The organism is Pseudomonas sp. G1002, assembly GCF_013385455.1.
Lineage (GTDB): Bacteria > Pseudomonadota > Gammaproteobacteria > Pseudomonadales > Pseudomonadaceae > Aquipseudomonas.
In genome coordinates, this window is the sequence record NZ_JACAPY010000023.1 from 74495 (window position 1) to 93334 (window position 18840).

At 61.8% G+C, this 18840-nt stretch carries 22 protein-coding genes; 14 read left to right on the forward strand and 8 right to left on the reverse strand.

The window, feature by feature from the left end; translation table 11 throughout:
* Positions 1-126: 126 nt before the first annotated feature.
* Complete coding sequence (locus HX801_RS12100; protein WP_177022159.1) at positions 127-1278, reverse strand: patatin-like phospholipase family protein; 1152 nt, start codon at positions 1276-1278, stop codon at positions 127-129.
* A 32-nt stretch (positions 1279-1310) separates the two neighbouring features.
* On the reverse strand, positions 1311-2246 hold the full coding sequence (locus HX801_RS12105) for a lipid A biosynthesis lauroyl acyltransferase (protein ID WP_003209101.1): 936 nt from the start codon (positions 2244-2246) through the stop codon (positions 1311-1313).
* Positions 2247-2364: 118 nt separating this feature from the next.
* On the opposite strand from HX801_RS12105, the gene minC reads away from it, so the two are divergent.
* The 5 genes from minC (at position 2365) to HX801_RS12130 (ending at position 6565) form a co-directional block, all read left to right on the forward strand.
* The gene (gene minC / locus HX801_RS12110) at positions 2365-3102 is read left to right on the forward strand and encodes a septum site-determining protein MinC (RefSeq protein WP_003209099.1); all 738 of its coding nucleotides are present in this window, start codon (positions 2365-2367) and stop codon (positions 3100-3102) included.
* A 199-nt stretch (positions 3103-3301) separates the two neighbouring features.
* Positions 3302-4114 carry a septum site-determining protein MinD gene (gene minD / locus HX801_RS12115; protein ID WP_003209098.1) on the forward strand — a complete coding sequence of 271 codons (813 nt, stop codon included), beginning with the start codon at positions 3302-3304 and terminating at the stop codon, positions 4112-4114.
* 3 nt (positions 4115-4117) lie between these two features.
* Positions 4118-4372 (forward strand): cell division topological specificity factor MinE, encoded by a 255-nt coding sequence (gene minE / locus HX801_RS12120; protein ID WP_003175252.1) that lies wholly within the window; start codon positions 4118-4120, stop codon positions 4370-4372.
* Positions 4373-4468: 96 nt separating this feature from the next.
* A complete protein-coding gene (locus HX801_RS12125; protein WP_008432172.1) occupies positions 4469-5104 on the forward strand; it encodes an RluA family pseudouridine synthase in 636 nt (211 codons plus the stop codon).
* Between the two features lie 171 nt (positions 5105-5275).
* Positions 5276-6565 carry a M18 family aminopeptidase gene (locus tag HX801_RS12130; RefSeq protein WP_003209095.1) on the forward strand — a complete coding sequence of 430 codons (1290 nt, stop codon included), beginning with the start codon at positions 5276-5278 and terminating at the stop codon, positions 6563-6565.
* A 144-nt stretch (positions 6566-6709) separates the two neighbouring features.
* On the opposite strand, the gene glp is transcribed toward HX801_RS12130, so the two are convergent.
* Both glp and moaB read right to left on the reverse strand, forming a co-directional pair.
* Complete coding sequence (glp, locus tag HX801_RS12135) at positions 6710-7936, reverse strand: gephyrin-like molybdotransferase Glp (protein ID WP_177022160.1); 1227 nt, start codon at positions 7934-7936, stop codon at positions 6710-6712.
* Positions 7920-8459 (reverse strand): molybdenum cofactor biosynthesis protein B, encoded by a 540-nt coding sequence (moaB, locus tag HX801_RS12140; RefSeq protein WP_177022161.1) that lies wholly within the window; start codon positions 8457-8459, stop codon positions 7920-7922. Before moaB ends, glp begins: the two co-directional genes overlap by 17 nt.
* Positions 8460-8534: 75 nt before the next feature.
* Between moaB and mobA the strand changes: the two genes are divergently transcribed.
* Positions 8535-9137, forward strand: coding sequence for a molybdenum cofactor guanylyltransferase MobA (gene mobA, locus HX801_RS12145; protein ID WP_177022162.1), 603 nt, complete (start codon positions 8535-8537; stop codon positions 9135-9137).
* Between the two features lie 80 nt (positions 9138-9217).
* Positions 9218-9439: a YgdI/YgdR family lipoprotein gene (locus HX801_RS12150; protein ID WP_003209090.1), complete on the forward strand. Its 222-nt coding sequence runs from the start codon at positions 9218-9220 to the stop codon at positions 9437-9439.
* A 56-nt stretch (positions 9440-9495) separates the two neighbouring features.
* On the opposite strand, the gene HX801_RS12155 is transcribed toward HX801_RS12150, so the two are convergent.
* From HX801_RS12155 to HX801_RS12165, 3 genes are all read right to left on the reverse strand, one after another.
* Positions 9496-10380, reverse strand: a complete 885-nt coding sequence (locus HX801_RS12155; protein ID WP_177022163.1) for a pseudouridine synthase — start codon at positions 10378-10380, stop codon at positions 9496-9498.
* Positions 10381-10450: 70 nt separating this feature from the next.
* Entirely contained in the window at positions 10451-10786 is a 336-nt protein-coding gene (locus tag HX801_RS12160; protein ID WP_003209087.1) for a hypothetical protein, read from the reverse strand.
* 74 nt (positions 10787-10860) lie between these two features.
* Positions 10861-11097, reverse strand: a complete 237-nt coding sequence (locus HX801_RS12165) for a glutaredoxin family protein (RefSeq protein WP_177022164.1) — start codon at positions 11095-11097, stop codon at positions 10861-10863.
* Between the two features lie 141 nt (positions 11098-11238).
* On the opposite strand from HX801_RS12165, the gene HX801_RS12170 reads away from it, so the two are divergent.
* The gene (locus HX801_RS12170; protein WP_177022165.1) at positions 11239-12960 is read left to right on the forward strand and encodes a monovalent cation:proton antiporter-2 (CPA2) family protein; all 1722 of its coding nucleotides are present in this window, start codon (positions 11239-11241) and stop codon (positions 12958-12960) included.
* Here the strand turns inward: HX801_RS12170 and HX801_RS12175 are convergent.
* Positions 12947-14155 carry an ammonium transporter gene (locus HX801_RS12175; RefSeq protein WP_003209083.1) on the reverse strand — a complete coding sequence of 403 codons (1209 nt, stop codon included), beginning with the start codon at positions 14153-14155 and terminating at the stop codon, positions 12947-12949. The genes HX801_RS12170 and HX801_RS12175 overlap by 14 nt on opposite strands.
* A 348-nt stretch (positions 14156-14503) precedes the next feature.
* Here HX801_RS12175 and HX801_RS12180 point away from each other — a divergent pair, with 348 nt between their 5' ends.
* From HX801_RS12180 to HX801_RS12205, 6 genes are all read left to right on the forward strand, one after another.
* Positions 14504-14818, forward strand: coding sequence for a YqjD family protein (locus HX801_RS12180; protein ID WP_003209080.1), 315 nt, complete (start codon positions 14504-14506; stop codon positions 14816-14818).
* A gap of 2 nt (positions 14819-14820) precedes the next feature.
* Positions 14821-15207 carry a phage holin family protein gene (locus HX801_RS12185; protein WP_003209078.1) on the forward strand — a complete coding sequence of 129 codons (387 nt, stop codon included), beginning with the start codon at positions 14821-14823 and terminating at the stop codon, positions 15205-15207.
* Positions 15204-15545, forward strand: a complete 342-nt coding sequence (locus HX801_RS12190) for a hypothetical protein (RefSeq protein ID WP_008432159.1) — start codon at positions 15204-15206, stop codon at positions 15543-15545. Before HX801_RS12185 ends, HX801_RS12190 begins: the two co-directional genes overlap by 4 nt.
* Before the next feature lie 92 nt (positions 15546-15637).
* Positions 15638-16801, forward strand: coding sequence for an EAL domain-containing protein (locus HX801_RS12195; RefSeq protein ID WP_177022166.1), 1164 nt, complete (start codon positions 15638-15640; stop codon positions 16799-16801).
* Positions 16802-16873: 72 nt separating this feature from the next.
* Positions 16874-18205 (forward strand): deoxyguanosinetriphosphate triphosphohydrolase, encoded by a 1332-nt coding sequence (locus tag HX801_RS12200; protein WP_003209075.1) that lies wholly within the window; start codon positions 16874-16876, stop codon positions 18203-18205.
* A 225-nt stretch (positions 18206-18430) separates the two neighbouring features.
* The gene (locus tag HX801_RS12205; RefSeq protein WP_003209073.1) at positions 18431-18838 is read left to right on the forward strand and encodes a response regulator; all 408 of its coding nucleotides are present in this window, start codon (positions 18431-18433) and stop codon (positions 18836-18838) included.
* Positions 18839-18840: the final 2 nt, after the last annotated feature.

Here is an 18840-nt window from a genome sequence, read left to right on the forward strand (position 1 = left end):
CCCTGTGGAATCGGGTTTATGTGGGAGCGGGCTTGCTCGCGAATGCGGTGGGTCAGTCAATACATCTGGCGACTGACACACCGCATTCGCGAGCAAGCCAGCTCCTACACAAGCCCGCTCCCACATTTACTTCGGTGTCAGGCCCAGGAACCGCTGCAACTCTTCGCGCTTGGCCAGCGCATCCCGCCTTCCCAGCTCGATCAATTCGCTGCAATACCCCGCCTCGAACAGCAGGTAGCTGAGCACACCCGCGCCACTGGTTTTGGTCGCCCCCGGCCCGCGCAGAAACAGGCGCAATGCCGCCGGCAATTCCTGGCGGTGACGTGCCGCGATTTCGTCGATTGGCTGACTGGGAGCGATCACCAATACTTCCACTGGCGCCAAACCTTGTATCGCCGCGTTGGCCGGCAACACATGGCTGAACTGGTTCAGGCGCTCGAGCAATTCGATATCGCTTTCCAGGCTGTCGATGAACGTACTGTTGAGCATGTGCCCGCCGATCTGCGCCAACGTCGGCTCCTGGCCGGTGAAGGTGCGCGCCGGGTTCGATGGATCGTTGCCGCGCGGGTTGCCACTGACCCCCACCACCAGCACGCGGCTGGCGCCCAGGTGCAACGCAGGACTGATCGGCGCCGACTGGCGCACCGCCCCGTCACCAAAATATTCCTGGCCGAGTTTGACCGGCGCAAACAGCAACGGAATCGCCGAGCTGGCCAGCAAATGTTCAACGGTCAATTGGGTGGGAATGCCGATGCGCCGATGCCGCAACCAGGCATCGATGGTGCCGCCGCCCTGATAGAAGGTCACGGCTTGCCCGGACTCGTATCCGAACGCGGTCACCGCCACAGCATGAAGGTGTTTCTCGCGGATCGACTGCGCGATGCCTTCCAGGTGCAGTTTGTCGCGCAACAAGTCCCGCAGCGGCGAACTGTTGAGCAGCGCCACTGGCACCTGCGCCCCCATCCCCAGCAGGCTGTGGATAAGGAATCGACTGGCCTGGCTGATCACCCCGGGCCAGTCGCTGCGCAGCACCAGGTGGCTGCGAAAGCCCTGCCAGAAGGCGGTCAGGCGCTGGATGGCGGCGGTAAAGTCCATGGCGCCACTGGCCAGGCTCACTGCATTGATCGCCCCGGCCGAGGTGCCGACGATCACCGGAAACGGATTGGCCGCGCCCGGCGGCAACAGCTCGGCTATCGCCGCCAGTACCCCCACCTGATAGGCGGCCCGCGCCCCGCCGCCGGAAAGAATCAAGCCTGTGACCGGTTCAGCTGGGCGCATTGCATCACTCCATGGTGCTTGGGGACTTCAGATCAACGGCGGCGTTTTTCATACAGTTTAGGTTCACCTGGCGGCCGGCTCTTGAAGCGGCGGTGCGTCCACAGGTATTGCTCGGGGCATTCGCGCACGGAGGCTTCGACCCACTGGTTGATGCGCAGGCAATCGATCTCGTCGGTTTCACCGGGGAAGTCGGTCAGCGGCGGATGGATCACCAGGCGATAACCGCTGCCGTCGGCCAGGCGTTCCTGGGTGAACGGCACCACCAGTGCCTTGCCCAGGCGGGCGAACTTGCTGGTGGCGGTCACGGTGGCGGCCTGAATGCCGAACAATGGCACGAAGATACTTTGCTTGGCGCCGTAGTCCTGGTCCGGTGCGTACCAGATCGCACGACCGGCCCGCAGCAGCTTGAGCATGCCGCGCACGTCTTCGCGCTCTACGGCCAGGGAGTCGAGGTTGTGCCGCTCGCGGCCACGGCGCTGGACGAAATCGAACAAGGGGTTGCCGTGCTCGCGGTACATGCCGTCGATGGTGTGCTTCTGCCCGAGCAAGGCGGCGCCGATTTCCAGGGTGGTGAAATGCAGGGCCATGAGGATCACGCCCTTGCCTTCCAGTTGCGCCTGCTTGAGGTGCTCCAGCCCTTCGACATGGGCCAGGCGCGCCAGGCGCGGCTTGGACCACCACCAGCTCATGGCCATCTCAAAGAACGCGATGCCGGTGGAGGCAAAGTTTTCCTTGAGCAAATGTTTACGCTCTTTAGCGGACTTTTCCGGGAAGCACAGTTCCAGGTTTCGTGCGGCGATACGTCGACGTTCACCGGCCACCCGGTACATTCCCGCCCCCAAGGCACGGCCAATCCCCAGTAAAGCCCGGTACGGCAACTGCACAATCAGCCACAGCAAACCCAGCCCCAGCCATAACAGCCAGAAGCGCGGATGAAAAAATACAGCTCGAAAACGCGGGCGATCCATTCAAGATTCCGGTAAAGACAACGGCCGCGCATTCTACAACGGTTCGACCCGGCTTGCGGCTAGCGGATGTTCTCGTTATAAGTCTCGACACTTTTCGTGACAAGCCGCTTTGCCGACCATGAGCCAAACCGAACCGCTAGACCAAGATCCCGTGTTCCAGTTGAAAGGCAGCATGCTCGCCATTACCGTGCTGGAACTGGCCCGCAACGACCTTGATGCCCTGGACCGCCAGCTCGCCGCCAAGGTCGCCCTGGCGCCGAACTTCTTCAACAATGCACCGCTGGTGCTGGCCCTGGACAAGCTCCCGGCCGGCCAAGGCGCGGTCGACCTGCCCGGGCTGATGCGCGTGTGCCGCCAGCATGGCCTGCGCACCCTGGCGATCCGTGCCAGCCGGATCGAAGACATCGCCGCGGCAATCGCTATTGAACTGCCAGTACTGCCGCCGTCGGGTGCCCGCGAGCGTCCGCTCGACCCGTTGGTCGGCGAAGAGAAGAAAAAACCGGAGAAACCGCCGGAGCCGACGATCAAGCCGACAAAGATCATCACCTCTCCCGTACGGGGCGGGCAGCAGATTTACGCCCAGGGTGGCGACCTTGTCGTCATCGCCCCGGTCAGCCCGGGGGCGGAACTTCTCGCCGATGGAAACATCCATGTATACGGCCCCATGCGTGGTCGTGCCCTGGCCGGCATAAAAGGTGACACCAAGGCCCGTATTTTTTGCCAGCAGTTGACCGCTGAGCTAGTGTCCATCGCAGGCCAGTACAAGGTTTCGGAAGATTTGCGCCGCGATCCGCTGTGGGGGGCCGGGGTACAAGTCAGCCTGTCGGGCGATGTGTTGAACATCGTTCGTCTTTAACGGATACTGCCGCATTTTCCAAGCATCTCTGGACTCTGATAGCACAGCGAAAACGGCAAAACTTGTGTAGGAATAATTTTAAGGTGGGGTTTGCCCAGGCAAACCGTGCTTTCTCCTACAAGAGCTGCCCGCCTGCAGCGAGTGACAAGAGATGTTTTTCAGGGACTAAAAAGTCCTTTTTCCTTAGGGGTGAAACACCTTGGCCAAGATTCTCGTGGTTACATCCGGCAAGGGTGGTGTGGGTAAGACCACCACCAGCGCCGCTATCGGTACCGGCCTCGCTCTGCGCGGCCACAAGACAGTTATCGTCGACTTCGACGTCGGCTTGCGTAACCTCGACCTGATCATGGGCTGTGAACGCCGCGTGGTTTACGACTTCGTCAACGTCGTCAATGGCGAAGCCAACCTGCAACAGGCCCTGATCAAGGACAAGCGCCTTGAGAACCTGTATGTACTGGCCGCCAGCCAGACCCGCGACAAAGACGCGCTGACCAAGGAAGGCGTGGGCAAGGTCCTCGCCGAACTGAAGGAAACCTTCGAATACGTGGTGTGCGATTCCCCGGCGGGTATCGAGACCGGTGCTCACCTGGCGATGTACTTCGCCGACGAAGCCATCGTCGTGACCAACCCTGAAGTCTCCTCGGTACGTGACTCGGACCGCATGCTCGGCCTGCTGGCCAGCAAGTCCCAGCGCGCCGAGAAAGGTGAAGATCCGATCAAGGAACACCTGCTGCTGACCCGCTACAACCCTGAGCGCGTCAGCAATGGCGAAATGCTCGGCGTTGAAGACGTGAAGGAAATCCTCGCCGTGACCCTGCTGGGTGTGATCCCGGAATCCCAGGCCGTCCTGAAGGCATCCAACCAAGGTGTGCCGGTGATTCTTGACGACCAGAGCGACGCCGGCCAGGCGTACAGCGATGCGGTAGATCGCTTGCTGGGCAAGACCGTGGAACATCGCTTCCTCGATGTTAAGAAGAAGGGATTCTTCGAGCGTATCTTTGGAGGCAACTAAACAATGAAATTTCTCGACTTCTTTCGCGCCAACAAAAAGCCAAGTACCGCGTCGGTAGCGAAAGAGCGTCTACAGATCATCGTGGCGCACGAACGCGGCCAACGCAGCACCCCGGATTACCTGCCAGCCCTGCAGAAGGAACTGGTGGAAGTGATCCGCAAGTACGTCAACATCGGTAACGATGACGTGCATGTCGCCCTGGAAAATGACGGCAGCTGCTCGATTCTGGAACTCAATATCACCCTGCCTGATCGTTGATCGAAAAGGCGGTCGCCACGGCGGCTCGGTTACCTGGCTCCCCTCACGGGGCCGGGTGAGCGAGCCGCCGTTGGCGTTTGTTACGAGGCTGTTTTAATGCCGTTGTCCAATGTCCATATCCTTCATCAGGACGCTGCTGTCCTGGTGGTGAACAAGCCTACCCTGCTGCTCTCGGTGCCCGGTCGCGCCGACGACAACAAGGACTGCCTGATCACCCGCCTGCAGGAAAACGGCTACCCTGAAGCCCGCATCGTCCATCGCCTGGACTGGGAAACGTCCGGGATCATCCTGCTGGCCCGAGACGCGGATACCCACCGTGAACTGTCCCGCCAGTTTCATGACCGGGAAACCGAAAAGGCCTACACCGCACTCTGCTGGGGCCAACCGGAACTGGACAGCGGCAGCATCGACTTGCCCTTGCGCTACGACCCACCGACCAAGCCACGGCACGTGGTGGACCACGAGTTCGGCAAGAACGCGCTGACCTTCTGGAAAGTCCTGGAGCGTTGCGGCGACTGGTGCCGGGTTGAGCTGACGCCGATCACCGGCCGCTCCCATCAACTGCGCGTGCATATGCTGTCCATCGGGCATCCGTTGCTGGGCGATGGCTTGTATGCCCACGAACAGGCCTTGGCTGCCTGGCCACGGCTGTGCCTGCACGCCAGCATGCTGAGCTTCACCCATCCCCAGAGCGGCGAGCGTCTGCGCTTCGAGTGCCCCGCGCCGTTTTAAGCTGCAAACGCAATTAAAATGTGGGAGCGGGCTTGCTCGCGAATGCGGTGGATCAGTTAGCTCATTCGGCGACTGACACACCGCATTCGCGAGCAAGCCCGCTCCCACATTTGTTCTGTGCACTTATCCCGTCGGACGGTAAACTCGCGCCATTGCTGTCTGGAGCTACTTATGCGCGAAGAGTTGAACCAAGGCCTGATCGACTTCCTCAAGGCCTCCCCTACCCCGTTCCATGCCACCGCCGCCCTTGCACAGCGCCTGGAAGCGGCCGGTTTCCAGCGTCTTGACGAGCGCGAGACCTGGACCACCGAGGCCAACGGGCGCTACTACGTGACCCGCAACGACTCCTCGATCATCGCCTTCAAGCTCGGCCGCCACTCGCCCCTGCAAGGCGGCATCCGCCTGGTCGGCGCCCACACCGACAGCCCGTGCCTGCGGGTCAAGCCACAGCCTGAACTGCAACGCCAGGGCTTCTGGCAACTGGGTGTGGAAGTGTACGGCGGCGCGCTGCTGGCGCCGTGGTTCGACCGCGATCTGTCCCTGGCCGGCCGCGTCACTTTCCGCCGCGACGGCAAGGTCGAAAGCCAGCTGATCGACTTCAAGCTGCCCATCGCGATCATCCCCAACCTGGCCATTCACCTGAACCGTGAAGCCAACCAGGGTTGGGCGATCAATGCCCAGACCGAACTGCCGCCGATCCTTGCGCAGTTCGCCGGTGACGAGCGCGTGGACTTCCGCGCAGTGCTGACCGAGCAACTGGCTCGTGAACACGGGTTGAACGCCGATGTGGTGCTCGACTATGAGCTGAGCTTCTACGACACCCAGAGCGCGGCCGTGATCGGCCTCAATGGCGACTTTATCGCCGGTGCCCGCCTCGACAACCTGCTGTCGTGCTACGCCGGCCTGCAAGCCCTGCTCACCGCCGAAACCGATGAAACCTGCGTGCTGGTATGCAACGACCACGAAGAAGTCGGCTCGTGCTCCGCCTGCGGTGCCGACGGCCCGATGCTGGAGCAGACCCTGCGCCGCCTGCTGCCCGAGGGTGATGAATTCGTACGCACTATCCAGAAGTCGCTGCTGGTGTCTGCCGACAACGCCCACGGCGTGCACCCCAACTACGCCGAGAAGCACGACGCCAACCACGGCCCGAAACTCAATGCCGGCCCGGTGATCAAGGTCAACAGCAACCAGCGCTACGCCACCAACAGCGAAACCGCCGGGTTCTTCCGCCACCTGTGCATGGCCGAAGAAGTGCCGGTGCAAAGCTTTGTGGTACGCAGCGACATGGGTTGCGGCTCGACCATCGGCCCGATCACCGCCAGCCACCTGGGCGTGCGCACCGTGGATATCGGCTTGCCGACGTTTGCGATGCACTCGATTCGCGAGCTGTGCGGCAGCCACGACCTGGCGCACCTGGTGAAGGTGTTGAGTGCGTTTTACGCGAGTCGCGACTTGCCGTAACCGGCAGGCTGACACCAATCAACTGTGGGAGCCGGGCTTGCTCGCGAATGCAGAGGGTCAGTCAATACATCTGGTGACTGATCCACCGCTTTCGCGAGCAAGCCCGCTCCCACATTTTGATCTTCATTGTTTGATAGATCGGGCTCAGTTCAACACTTCACTCAGCGGAATGAAGTTGACCCGGTCACCGATCTCCAGCGTCGTCCCCTCCAGCACTTCTACCAAACCTTCGGCCCACGCCGCGCTACGCAGCACACCCGAGCTCTGGTTGCGGTAGATGATCGCCTTGCCCTGCTCCAGCCGCCCGCGCAAATACTCGCGGCGATTCCCCGGCTTGGGCCAGACAAATCCCACGGGCACTTCAATGCGCAGCGGCTGCACGTCTTCCACGCCCTGGCGGCGCAACAGGTAAGGCCGCGCCAGCAAGGCAAAGGTCACCAGCGTCGACGCCGGATTGCCCGGCAAACCGATCACCGGTACACCACGGAAATGCCCGAACGTCAGCGGCTTGCCCGGCTTGATCGCCAGCTTCCACAGCGCCAGCTCCCCTTCTTCCCGCAGCGCAATCCCGAGAAAATCCGCCTCACCCACCGACACACCGCCGGTGGACAGAATCAGGTCTACCGAGCCCAATGCGCCCAGGCGTTCGCGGGTTTGTTCCAGGTCATCCGGCAGGATCCCGGCGTCCACCACTTCGCAGCCCAGGCGCTCCAGCCAGCTGCACAGCACTCGGCGATTGCTGTTGTAGATCTGCCCGGGCCCCAGCGGCAGGCCCGGCTCGATCAACTCGTCGCCGGTGGACAGCACAGCCACGCGGGCGCGTCGTACCACCTCCAGCCGATCACGACCCAGTGAAGCCGCCAGGCCCAACTCGATCGGGCCCAGGCGTGTACCTGCTGGCAACACCCACTCGCCCACCGTGGTTTCCTGGCCTTGGGGACGGATGTTTTGATCCACCTGCAACGCTTCGGTGAAGCTCACCCGCTGATCGGCATGGACCACGGCGTTTTCCTGCATCTCGACGCAGTCCGCGCCCTCCGGTACCGGGGCTCCGGTGAAGATCCGCGCGCAGGTACCGGCAGCCAAGGGCTCGGGTGCCGTGCCCGCAAAAATGCGCTGGCTGACTACCAGTGGCTCACCGGTCCAGTCCGCCAGGCGCAGGGCGTATCCGTCCATGGCGCTGTTGGGCCAGGGCGGCAAGTCCAGCGTGGAGATCAACGCCTGGGCCAGCACCCGACCATCACACTCGGCCAGCGCCAACGTTTCCGGCTCGCGAATCGGCGCTGCCTCGGCCATCGCCAGCAATTGTTCGAGGGCGTCTTCCACCGCCATCAACGCGCCGGTCTTGCCCGGCTTACCCACGGGATTCACAGGGCTCGGCCTGTTTCAAATGCGGGACGAAGTTGCACGGGCGGTGACGGTTATCCAATTGCTCGGCGAGAATCCCGTCCCAACCGGTGCGCACCGCGTTGGTGGAGCCCGGCAGGCAGCACACCAGTGTGCCGTTGGCCAGGCCGGCCAGGGCACGGGATTGCACGGTGGAGGTGCCGATATCGGCCACGGAGATTTGCCGGAACAGTTCGCCGAAACCATCCACCTGTTTATCCAGCAGGCAGCTCACCGCTTCCGGGGTGCTGTCGCGGCCGGTGAAGCCGGTGCCGCCGGTGACCAACACCACCTGCACCACGTCTTCGGCAATCCAGTGCGCCACTTGCGCACGGATTTTGTACAGATCATCTTTAAGCAAAACTCGCTCGGCCAGCAGGTGACCGGCGGCGGTCAGGCGGTCGACGAAGACCTGGCCCGAGGTGTCGGTTTCCAGGGTGCGGGTGTCGCTGACCGTCAATACAGCGATATTCAGGGGTACAAAGGGCACATCAGCCTTGGCTTTCATGGCTCGGTCCGGTTGTCGAAGGAACAGCCCGATGTTATATCACAGCCCCCCATTTCACTGCCCGCAGGAGCCGTCATGCCAAGCCATTCTTCCCCACTGCCCTGCTCGATCCTTTTGCTGGCCGGCGGCCGTGGCCAGCGCATGGGCGGCCTCGACAAGGGTTTGCTGGACTGGCACGGGCAGCCGCTGATCGCGCACCTGCATCGCCTGGTGCGGCCGTTGACCGACGACCTGATCATCTCCTGCAATCGCAACCAGGCGCAGTACGCGGCCTACGCCGATCAATTGGTCGGCGATGACAGCCCCGACTTTCCCGGGCCACTGGCCGGCATTCGCGCAGGACTGGCGGTGGCGCAGCATGGGCATCTGCTGGTATTGCCGTGCGATGTGCCGCAGATCGATGCACGATTGCTCGCCGACCTGCGCAGCACGGCGCAGCAAAACCCGTTGCTGCCGGTGATGGTGCGCCACGGCGATTTCTGGGAACCGCTGCTCTGCGTGATCCCCACTTCGCTGCGCGAGCCCTTCGAACGGGCCTGGGCAGCCGGCGAGCGCAGCCCGCGCCAGATCATGCAGGCGCTGGGGGCCAAGGCCCTGAATTGCCCCGCCGACGATCCGCGCCTGGCCAACCTCAATACACCGGAGTTGTTGCACCGCCCGCCCAGCGTGTCAGAATGAGCGTCGAACAAGGAACTTTGCCGACGTTGCACACGTCACAAGGTCAGTACTCAACAAAGCATTCTCTCGGAGACAAACTCATGACTCAACGGACCATCGCCGCTCTCATGCTTGCACTGGGCCTCGCTACCCTTGCCGGTTGCGCCTCGCCGACAGTGATCACCCTGAATGACGGTCGCGAAATCCAGGCCGTCGACACTCCTAAATTCGACAAGTCCACCGGCTTCTACGAATTCGAACAGCTGGATGGCAAGCGCACCCAGATCAACAAGGATCAGGTTCGCACCGTTAAAGACCTGTAAGTCTTAACGCCAGATACGAAAAGCCCGCGTAATGCGGGCTTTTTCGTTCCTGGGGTTTACCAGGCCAGGCTGATCGCGCTGCGAAAGTCGCGCTCAAGGCCGGTGACCGGGTCGATGAAACGCACCCCCTGGGCCAGCAGCTTGAGCGGGTTGGCGTAGTCGTCCTCGGCATCCTTGATGACGTCGGGGTAGAACGGATCGTTGCAGATACTCGCGCCCAGGGCCGTCATGTGCACCCGCAACTGATGCTTCTTGCCGGTCACCGGAAACAGGCCATAGCGCCACAGGTCGCCATTCTTTTCCCGCACCTCGACCGCCGTCTCTGTGTTGCTCGCCCCCTCGCCTTCCTGCATGCGAAAGAACGGCTCGCCATCCACCAGCCGGCTTTTGTGCACCAGCGGAAAGACCAGCTCAGGTAATGCCGGGGCAATGGCTTCGTAGAACTTGTCGATCTTGCGCGTGGGAAACAGCTGTTGATACGCCGAGCGCGTCTGGGGATTGGCCGAAAACAACACCAGCCCTGCGGTATGCCGATCAATGCGATGCAGTGGCACCAGCGCCGGGTTGTCGAGGCGACGGATCAGGCGTCGCAACAGGGTTTGCTCGACGTATTCACCGGCAGGCGTGACCGGCAGGAAGTGCGGCTTGTCGGCCACCACCAGGTGTTCATCGGCGTAGAGGATGGTCTCCTGCACCGGGATCACTTTCTCGTTCGGCACTTCGCGAAAGTAGTAGATGCACAGGCCTTCGCGGTAGGCGAGGTCCTGATTGATGGGGGTGCCATTGATGTCCAGCACCCTGCCCCGGGCGATGCGGTCCAGCCATTGCTCACGGCTGATGGCCTGGAAGTGCTCACACAGGCAATCCAGCACGGTGGCCCAGGCGCCTGGCGGCAGGTACAAGGTGCTGGCTTGGTGCTGGGCAGCGGAAAAAACGGACATGGCAGGCTCAAGACGTGGACATACAGGCGCACATTATCCCGCATGCAGCCGGATCAGGCCCAGCACAGATTCAGGCCTTGGCCAATTCCGCGCGCAACACCGGTGACGCACTGGCCGCCTCGGTGAATTCCTTGAGCCAGCGCAGCACATCCACCGCTTCCCAGCGGCCCGGGTCGTAAAGCGCATACAGCAAGCCCTGATAACCCACCACATCCAGCTGCTTGTGATAACCCGCGCGCTGGAACAGCGCCTCGATCTCGGCAAAGCAGGTGTTGAAATGCACTTTGTTAAACGGCGTCTTGCCTTCCGTGACCAGGCCATCGAGGCGCAGCTCGTTCACCGCGTCGCGCACGACGTCGGCGGACATGCGATTGACGCTGCTTTTCAGTTGTTCAACATTCACCACGGGCGTTCCCTCTCATTCAATCGCTGTACAAACATACAGTAACCGAATAATCGGGAACTCGCCATCGCCGAGTGCTAGCTAAGAAAGTTCACTACCTGCGCTTCGTCGAACGGCCACTCCAGCTCCGCGCCCGTGTCTACCCGGCGCAGCACCGGAATCCGCAGGCCGTAGGCCTCGAACAAGGCTTCGGAATCGGCGATATCCACCAACTCCACCAGCAGGCCGTGTTCGACCAACGGCATGATTTCGGCTTCGGCAAACTCACACAGATGGCAGCCCAGGGTGCCGAACAACTGACATTCAGGAAGCATGGCAAAGGGTCCGAGAAGAATCAGGCACCTATTCTAACAGCGTCGGGACACTGCAAAAGCCTGACCCAGATCAGCATGGCGTATAACTGATTCAGCGACTCTCGCGACTTTTTTCCCGTAATACCTGCAATGGAGCTGCATGTGTTTGCCAACCTGCTGATTATCCTGGCCTCCTCCCTGGTGGTGATTGCGCTGTTTCGTCGCCTGCAACTGCCGCCGGTGCTGGGCTATCTGTGTGTTGGCCTGGCCGTGGGCCCCACCGCCCTCGACTGGGTCAATGACAGCGAAGAGTTGCCAGACCTTGCCGAACTGGGTGTGGTGTTCCTGCTGTTTTCCCTGGGCCTGGAGTTTTCTCTCAACAAAATGCTCAGCCTGCGCCGGGTGGTGTTTGGCTTGGGCAGCCTGCAGGTACTGTGCTGCGGGTTGCTGCTGAGCGGTTTGCTGGCACTGTTCGGCCTGTCGCCGACGACCGCGCTGTTGCTCGGTGCTGGACTGGCACTGTCGTCCACCGCCATCGTCAGCAAGGAGCTGACCAGCCTCGGCGAAATCTTCAGCAGCCATGGCCAGAATGCGATTGGGGTATTGCTGTTCCAGGATGTAGTGGCCGTATTGCTGCTGACCCTCGTGCCAGTGTTCGCCGGTAACAGCGAGCAAGCCTGGTACTGGGCATTGCCACTGACCCTGGGCAAAACCGTGGTGCTGTTCCTCGGCCTGCTGCTGGCCAGCCGCTGGTTGCTGCCGCGTTTGTTCCGTGAGGTGGCGGCGTCGCATTCGGCCGAGTTGTTCGTGCTGCTGGCACTGGTGATCGTACTGCTCACCGCCTGGCTGACCCACTTGCTGGGCCTGTCCCCGGCACTCGGTGCGTTTCTCGCCGGCATGCTGCTGGGGGAAAGCCATTACCGCCATCAGATCGAAGCCGATATCCGGCCGTTTCGCGACATCCTGCTGGGACTGTTTTTTGTCAGCATCGGCATGCTGATCGACCTGCAACTGTTCGTCAGTCATAGCCTGTTGATTCTCGGCCTGACCCTCACGCTGATGTTGATCAAAGGCTGTGTGGTCGCGCTATTGGTGCAACTGCGCGGCAGCGACGGTGAAACCGCCTGGCGCAGCGGCCTGGCGCTGGCCCAGGGTGGCGAGTTCTGTTTCGCCTTGATGGCGCAAATGCAGCAAAGCCGCCTGCTGCCCGCCGACATCAGCGGCCTGCTGCTGGCTGCCACCTTCTGCTCGATGCTATTGACTCCGCTGTTGCTCAGGGCTGCACCCGCGATTGCCCTGCGCCTGCACCGCAAGCCCAACCAGCAAGTACAGCTTGAAGAGATTACGGCCCTGAATGCCGAGCTGCGCGACCACGCGGTGATCTGCGGCTACGGCCGGGTTGGCCAGTCCATCGGGCGCTTCCTGCACCGTGAACAACAGGCGTTCATTGCCCTTGATGACGACCCGGAGCGAGTCCAGGAAGCGTCTACCGAAGACAGCGCCGTGCATTACGGCGACTGCCGCCGTGGCGCCCTGCTCAGTGCGGTCGGCCTGGAACGTGCGCGCCTGGTGGTGATCGCGGTGGATAACAGCGACGTCGCCCTGGCCGTGCTCAACGAAGCGCGGCGGATCAACCTGACCGTGCCGATCCTGGTACGCACCCGCGACGACAGTCAGCTGGCCGAACTGAAAGCCGCCGGCGCCACTGAAGTGGTGCCCGAGTTGCTGGAGTCGAGCCTGATGCTCGCCTCCCATGCGTTGATCCTGCTGGGGTTGTCGCAGCAGCAGGTGCAAGGCCGTGTCGATGAAGTGCGCCAGAGCCGGTACCGGCTGTTACATGGCTGCAACCAGAACGAAGGGGACGCGCCCCTCAATCCTGACTGACCGCGCCAATCTTGTGGATCGACAAATCCGCGCCGTAATACTCTTCTTCCTGACTCAAACGCAGGCCATGCACGCGTTTGATCACGCCATATACCAGGAAGCCACCGGCCAGCGCCACCACCACACCCAGCGCGGTGCCGATCAACTGGCTGATCAGACTGACGCCGCCCAAACCGCCCAGGGCGGTCTGGCCGAAGATCCCGCAGGCAATCCCGCCCCACACGCCGCAGAGGCCATGCAACGGCCATACGCCCAGCACATCGTCGATCTTCCAGCGATCCTGGGCGGCAATGAAGAACCAGACGAACAAGCCGCCCGCCACCACGCCGGTCACCAACGCGCCCACCGGGTGCATCAGGTCGGAACCGGCACAGATCGCCACCAACCCGGCCAATGGACCGTTGTGCAAGAAGCCTGGATCGTTACGCCCGATCACCAATGCCGCTACCGTGCCACCGACCATCGCCATCAACGAATTGACCGCCACCAGCCCGCTGACCCCGGACAGGGTTTGCGCACTCATGACGTTGAAGCCGAACCAGCCGACGATCAAGATCCACGAGCCCAACGCGAGGAATGGAATGCTCGACGGCGCGAACGCCACCAGGCGCCCTTCCCGATAACGCCCCTGCCTTGGCCCCAGCAACAGCACCGCCGCCAGCGCCAGCCAGCCGCCCATGGCGTGCACCACGACGCTGCCGGCAAAGTCATGGAAGCTGGCGCCGAAGGTGGCCAGCAACCAGGCTTGCAGGCCGTAGTTGCCGTTCCACACCATGCCTTCGAAAAACGGGTAGATGAAGGCTACGATCAACGCAGTGGCACACAGTTGCGGAACAAACCGTGCACGCTCGGCGATCCCCCCGGAAATGATCGCCGGGATCGCCGCCGCGAAGGTCAGCAGGAAGAAGAACTTCACCAGGCCGTAGCCGTGGTCGGCGCTGATCACCGCCGCCGGCTGCATGAAGGTCACGCCGTAGGAGATCCAATAGCCTATAAAGAAATAGGCCAGTGTGGAAATCGCGAAGTCGCTGAGGATCTTCGACAGGGCATTGACCTGGTTCTTCTGGCGCACAGTGCCGACTTCCAGGAAGGCAAAGCCGGCGTGCATGGCCAGGACCATGACCGCACCAATCAGAATGAACAGCGTGTTGGAGCTGTGGACGAGGGTGTCCACCGCGCTTTGCAAATTTTCCATGGAGGATGGCAGGCCTGCACATGCAGGAAAAAGCACCAAAGCAGTTCATGACCTTCATGATGCGCACTAAATTGGCACCAGCGGTCCGACCCTCGTTTGAGGCCGTGAACCGCTTTGGCGCAGCGATCATTGAAAAAGGCAGAATCCGACAGGGTTTTTCCGCGAGTTTTAGTTATTTAGGGTAAGGTTTTTCAGGGTTTGAGCCCCAACCGCCCGGATTCAGCGCAAGGCCCCGGGCCCGCGCACCAAGGCAAAGCAAAAGCTGTACCAGACAATTGCAGTGAACCTTCACCGACACCGGTGACTCGAAACCAGAAGTAAACAGACCAGCCACTCACGGAGATAACCATGGCCAGAAAAACGGCAAAGACTGCTCAAGAAATACTGATGGCGGATTTTCAAACCCTGGTCAGCGATACCGAGAAGCTGCTGGACGACACGGCGATCCTCGCCGGTGACCAGGCTGACGAGCTGCGCAGCAAGATTCACGAAAGCCTGCTCAAGGCCCGTGAAACCCTGCAACTGACCGAAGACTCCCTGCGCGAACGCGGCCAGGCGGCGGTCACGGCCACTGAAGACTATGTGCAGGCCAACCCCTGGCAGTCCGTCGGCATTGCGGCCGGCGTGGGCTTTTTGATCGGCCTGCTGGCTACAAGGCGCTAATCATGTCTATCGGCGAATCCGGCTCGTCCACGGGCCCAAGTTCTACTTCCCGGCGCCTGGGCGCGGCTGTCCTGGGTTTGCTGCACAGCCATGTCGAGCTGTTCGGCATCGAGTTGCAGGAGCAGAAAGCCCGCACCGTCAGCCTGTTGCTGTTCGCCGGCCTGGCGCTGGTGTTTGCCTTGCTGTTGCTGGTGGGTTTGTCGGCGCTGGTGATGATCCTGGTGTGGGATACCTACCGCCTGACCGGGATTATCAGCCTGTGTGTGTTCTACATACTGGCCGCAGCATTCTGCGGGTTGCGCCTGAAGGCGGCGGTGTTCGATGAGTCCACGCCGTTCCACGCCACCCTCGAAGAGCTGGCCAACGACCGGGAGCGCCTGCTGCCATGAGCATGACTGAATTGCCGCAAAACACTTCCCGGCGGGAGATGCGCAAGGCGTTGATCCGCCTGCGCATGGAAATGCACCGCCAGGAAATCCGTCACGAGTCCCAGCAACTGATGCTGCCGCTGCAAAAGGTCCGCAACATGGGCCAGAGCTGGCAGGACGGTTTTGGCATCAAGCACGCGCCGCTGTGGGGCGTGGGCGTGGTGACGCTGCTGGGGTTTCTCACCGGCAAAGGCGCCAAGGGTGGCGGAATCGGCACCATGACCCGCCTGGTGCGGCTGGGTGCCGGCCTGATCCCGCTGATCAAACTGGCCATGCAAGGTGCTTCGCGCAAAAGTTGAGCGTGCTGGCTGCATTCTTGCAAACAGATCAGGCCCGGCCCTCTCCATTGAGGGCCGGGCCTTTTTTATTTCCGGTCTTTTAAGGAGGCCCCGTGATCGACGGGCAACCGCTCGCCTGCTTCCAGCCATTCATCGACACCGCCACCGGCCGCATCGCCGGCGTAGAAGCCCTGGGCCGCCTACGCCAGGCGAATGGCCAACTGCACTCGGTGGGTCCGCTGTTCGCCGACCCGCGCACGCCCTCGGTGGCCTTGCGCCGCCTGGACCGGCAGATCCGTGACAATGCCCTGAGCCGCCTGCATGAAGCCCCGCAGGAGTGGTTCCTCAGCCTGAATATCTCGCCACGCTGGATCACCCGCCTGCGCCCGGGCCAGGCGCTGCCGAGCCTGAAGCAATTGCAACTGCATAACGTCGACCCGCGCCGCATCGTGTTCGAGATCACTGAACTGGGCGGCGATATCCTGCGCCTGGCCGAAGTCGTCGAGCGCTACCGCGAGGCCGGCGCGCGGATTGCCATTGATGACTTCGGCGCCGGCTATTCGCAGCTGGACCGGGTGCTGGCCTTGCAGCCGGACATTCTCAAGCTGGACATGCGCCTGTTCCAGGCCGCGGCCCGCGGTGGCCCGAGCGGTGAGGTGGTACGGGCACTGGCGCAAATGGCGGAAAAAACCGGCTGCTGGATCATCGCCGAAGGGGTGGAAACCGAGGCCCAACTGAATTTCGCCCTGGAATGCGGTTCGCGTTATGTCCAGGGCTACCTGTTCGCCCAGGCCCAACTGGACTGGTTCGACACCGACGCATTCGTGCCGCGCTTCGCCCAGCTGCGCACCGGCTATGTCCAACAGAAGCTCGCCGAACGTGGCCGGATCATGCAACTGCGCCAGCAACTGGCGGAGCTGATGCAGATCCTGCAAACCTGGGCCCACACCCGCGCACCGCTGAGCCACCTGCCGCAATTGCCGGCGTTTCCCTGGCTGCTGCGTTTTTACCAGTGCGACCGGCATGGCACGCAACTGACACCCAACTTCGAATGGCACCAGGGCGCCTGGCAAGCCGACAGCCGCTACCTGGGCCACAACTGGTCATGGCGTCCGTATTTTTATCATTTGCTGGCCGAAGGTTGGGAGGAGCGGCGGCTGACCCTGTCCTCAACCTATCGCGATGCCACGACCAACCAGTACTGCCTGACTGCCGGACAATTCTTTGATAATGGTCAGCGCCTGCTGTTAATCGATATCGACGCCGCCGGCCTGTAGTTTTTCGCTTGCGAAGGCCTGGCTGAACCGGGAAGCTGGGAGCCGTCATTCACCGCACGGAGAGTACCCGCCTTGGATTGGCCCACCCTGCTTACCCGCGAACGCCTTGGAAAACCCCTGCACAGCCCGGAAGAACTGGGGCGCAGTCCGTTTCACAAAGACCATGACCGCATCATCTTTTCCGGTGCGTTTCGCCGCCTGGGCCGCAAGACGCAAGTGCACCCGGTGACCAGCAACGATCACATCCACACCCGGCTGACCCACTCCCTGGAAGTCAGTTGCGTGGGACGATCCCTGGGCATGCGCGTAGGCGAGACCATCCGCAGTGCCCTGCCCGACTGGTGCGACCCGAGCGACCTGGGGATGGTGGTGCAGTCGGCCTGCCTGGCCCATGACATCGGCAACCCACCCTTCGGCCATTCCGGCGAGGACGCGATCCGGCACTGGTTCCAGCAAGCTTCAGGCCGTGGCTGGCTGGATGACATGAGCAGCGCCGAACGCAATGACTTCCTCAATTTCGAAGGCAATGCCCAGGGCTTCCGGGTACTCACGCAACTGGAATACCACCAGTTTGATGGTGGCACCCGCCTGACCTACGCCACCTTGGGCACCTACCTGAAATACCCCTGGACCGCCCGCCACGCCGACTCCCTGGGCTACAAGAAACACAAGTTCGGCTGCTACCAGAGCGAACTGCCGATCCTGGAGCAGATCGCCCAGAAGCTCGGCTTGCCGCAGTTGGAAGAACAACGCTGGGCCCGGCACCCGCTGGTGTACCTGATGGAGGCGGCCGACGATATCTGCTACGCGTTGATCGACCTCGAAGACGGCCTGGAAATGGAGCTGCTGGAATACGCCGAGGTCGAGTCACTGCTGCTGGACCTGGTGGGCGACGACTTGCCGCAAACCTATCGGCAACTCGGCCCGCTGGATTCCCGGCGACGCAAGCTGGCGATCCTGCGAGGCAAGGCCATCGAACACCTGACCAACGCCGCGGCCCGGGCGTTCGTCGAACAACAGGACGCGCTGCTGGCCGGCACCCTGCCGGGGGACCTGGTGGAACATATGCACGGCCCGGCCAAGCGCTGCGTGCTGGATGCCAAGGACATGGCCCGCAAGAAGATTTTCCAGGACAAGCGCAAGACCCTGCATGAGATCGGCGCCTACACCACCCTGGAAATCCTCTTGAATGCCTTCTGCGGCGCGGCCCTGGAACAACATGGCGGTCGCACCCCGTCGTTCAAGAACCGACGCATCCTCGACCTGTTGGGCAATAGCGCCCCGGATCCCTCCTGGTCATTGCACGCGTCCTTCCTGCGCATGATCGACTTTATCGCCGGCATGACTGACAGCTACGCCAGCGAGATGGCCCGCGAGATGACCGGCCGCTCCAGCCCGCAATAAATCGGAGCCCTGGCTGATGGCCAGGGCGACTTTTCAAAGAATCGCCCTACGCACGGAACAGAGCGGCCTGATCGAAGTTCTTCCCCGCCGCGATGAATAATCGCGCGCCCTGACCGCAGTCTTTCGACCTGCTCCTGCGCCCGATAGCTGGCGGGCCCATTAACTTCTTACTACACGCCCTGGTGGAGCGTCTTCAGGGCTCTTGTCCATTCCATGGAAAAAACCATGCTCGAACAACTTCGCATCCTGTTGGTGGAGGATCACCCCTTTCAATTGCTGGCCACCCAATGCCTGCTACGAAACTATGGCTACCACGACCTGGCACTGGCCGAGAATGCAGAACAGGCAATGCGGCTGATGACACAAACCGACGTGCCATTCGATATTCTGCTCTGTGATCAATGTTTGCCCGACTTGCCCGGGCTGGAGTTGATTGAAATTGCCAACCGCAGAGGCTTTATAAGGTCCGCGATATTGCTCAGCGGCCTGCCCGTCAATGAACTGGAACACCTGATGGCCCAGGCATCCCGACGCAACTTTCCATTACTTGGCTATTTGTCGAAGCCGTTAAGCCACCTTGAGCTGAATGAACTCATACGCCAATCACGCCTTACTCGTTCAACAGAAAAGTAGGA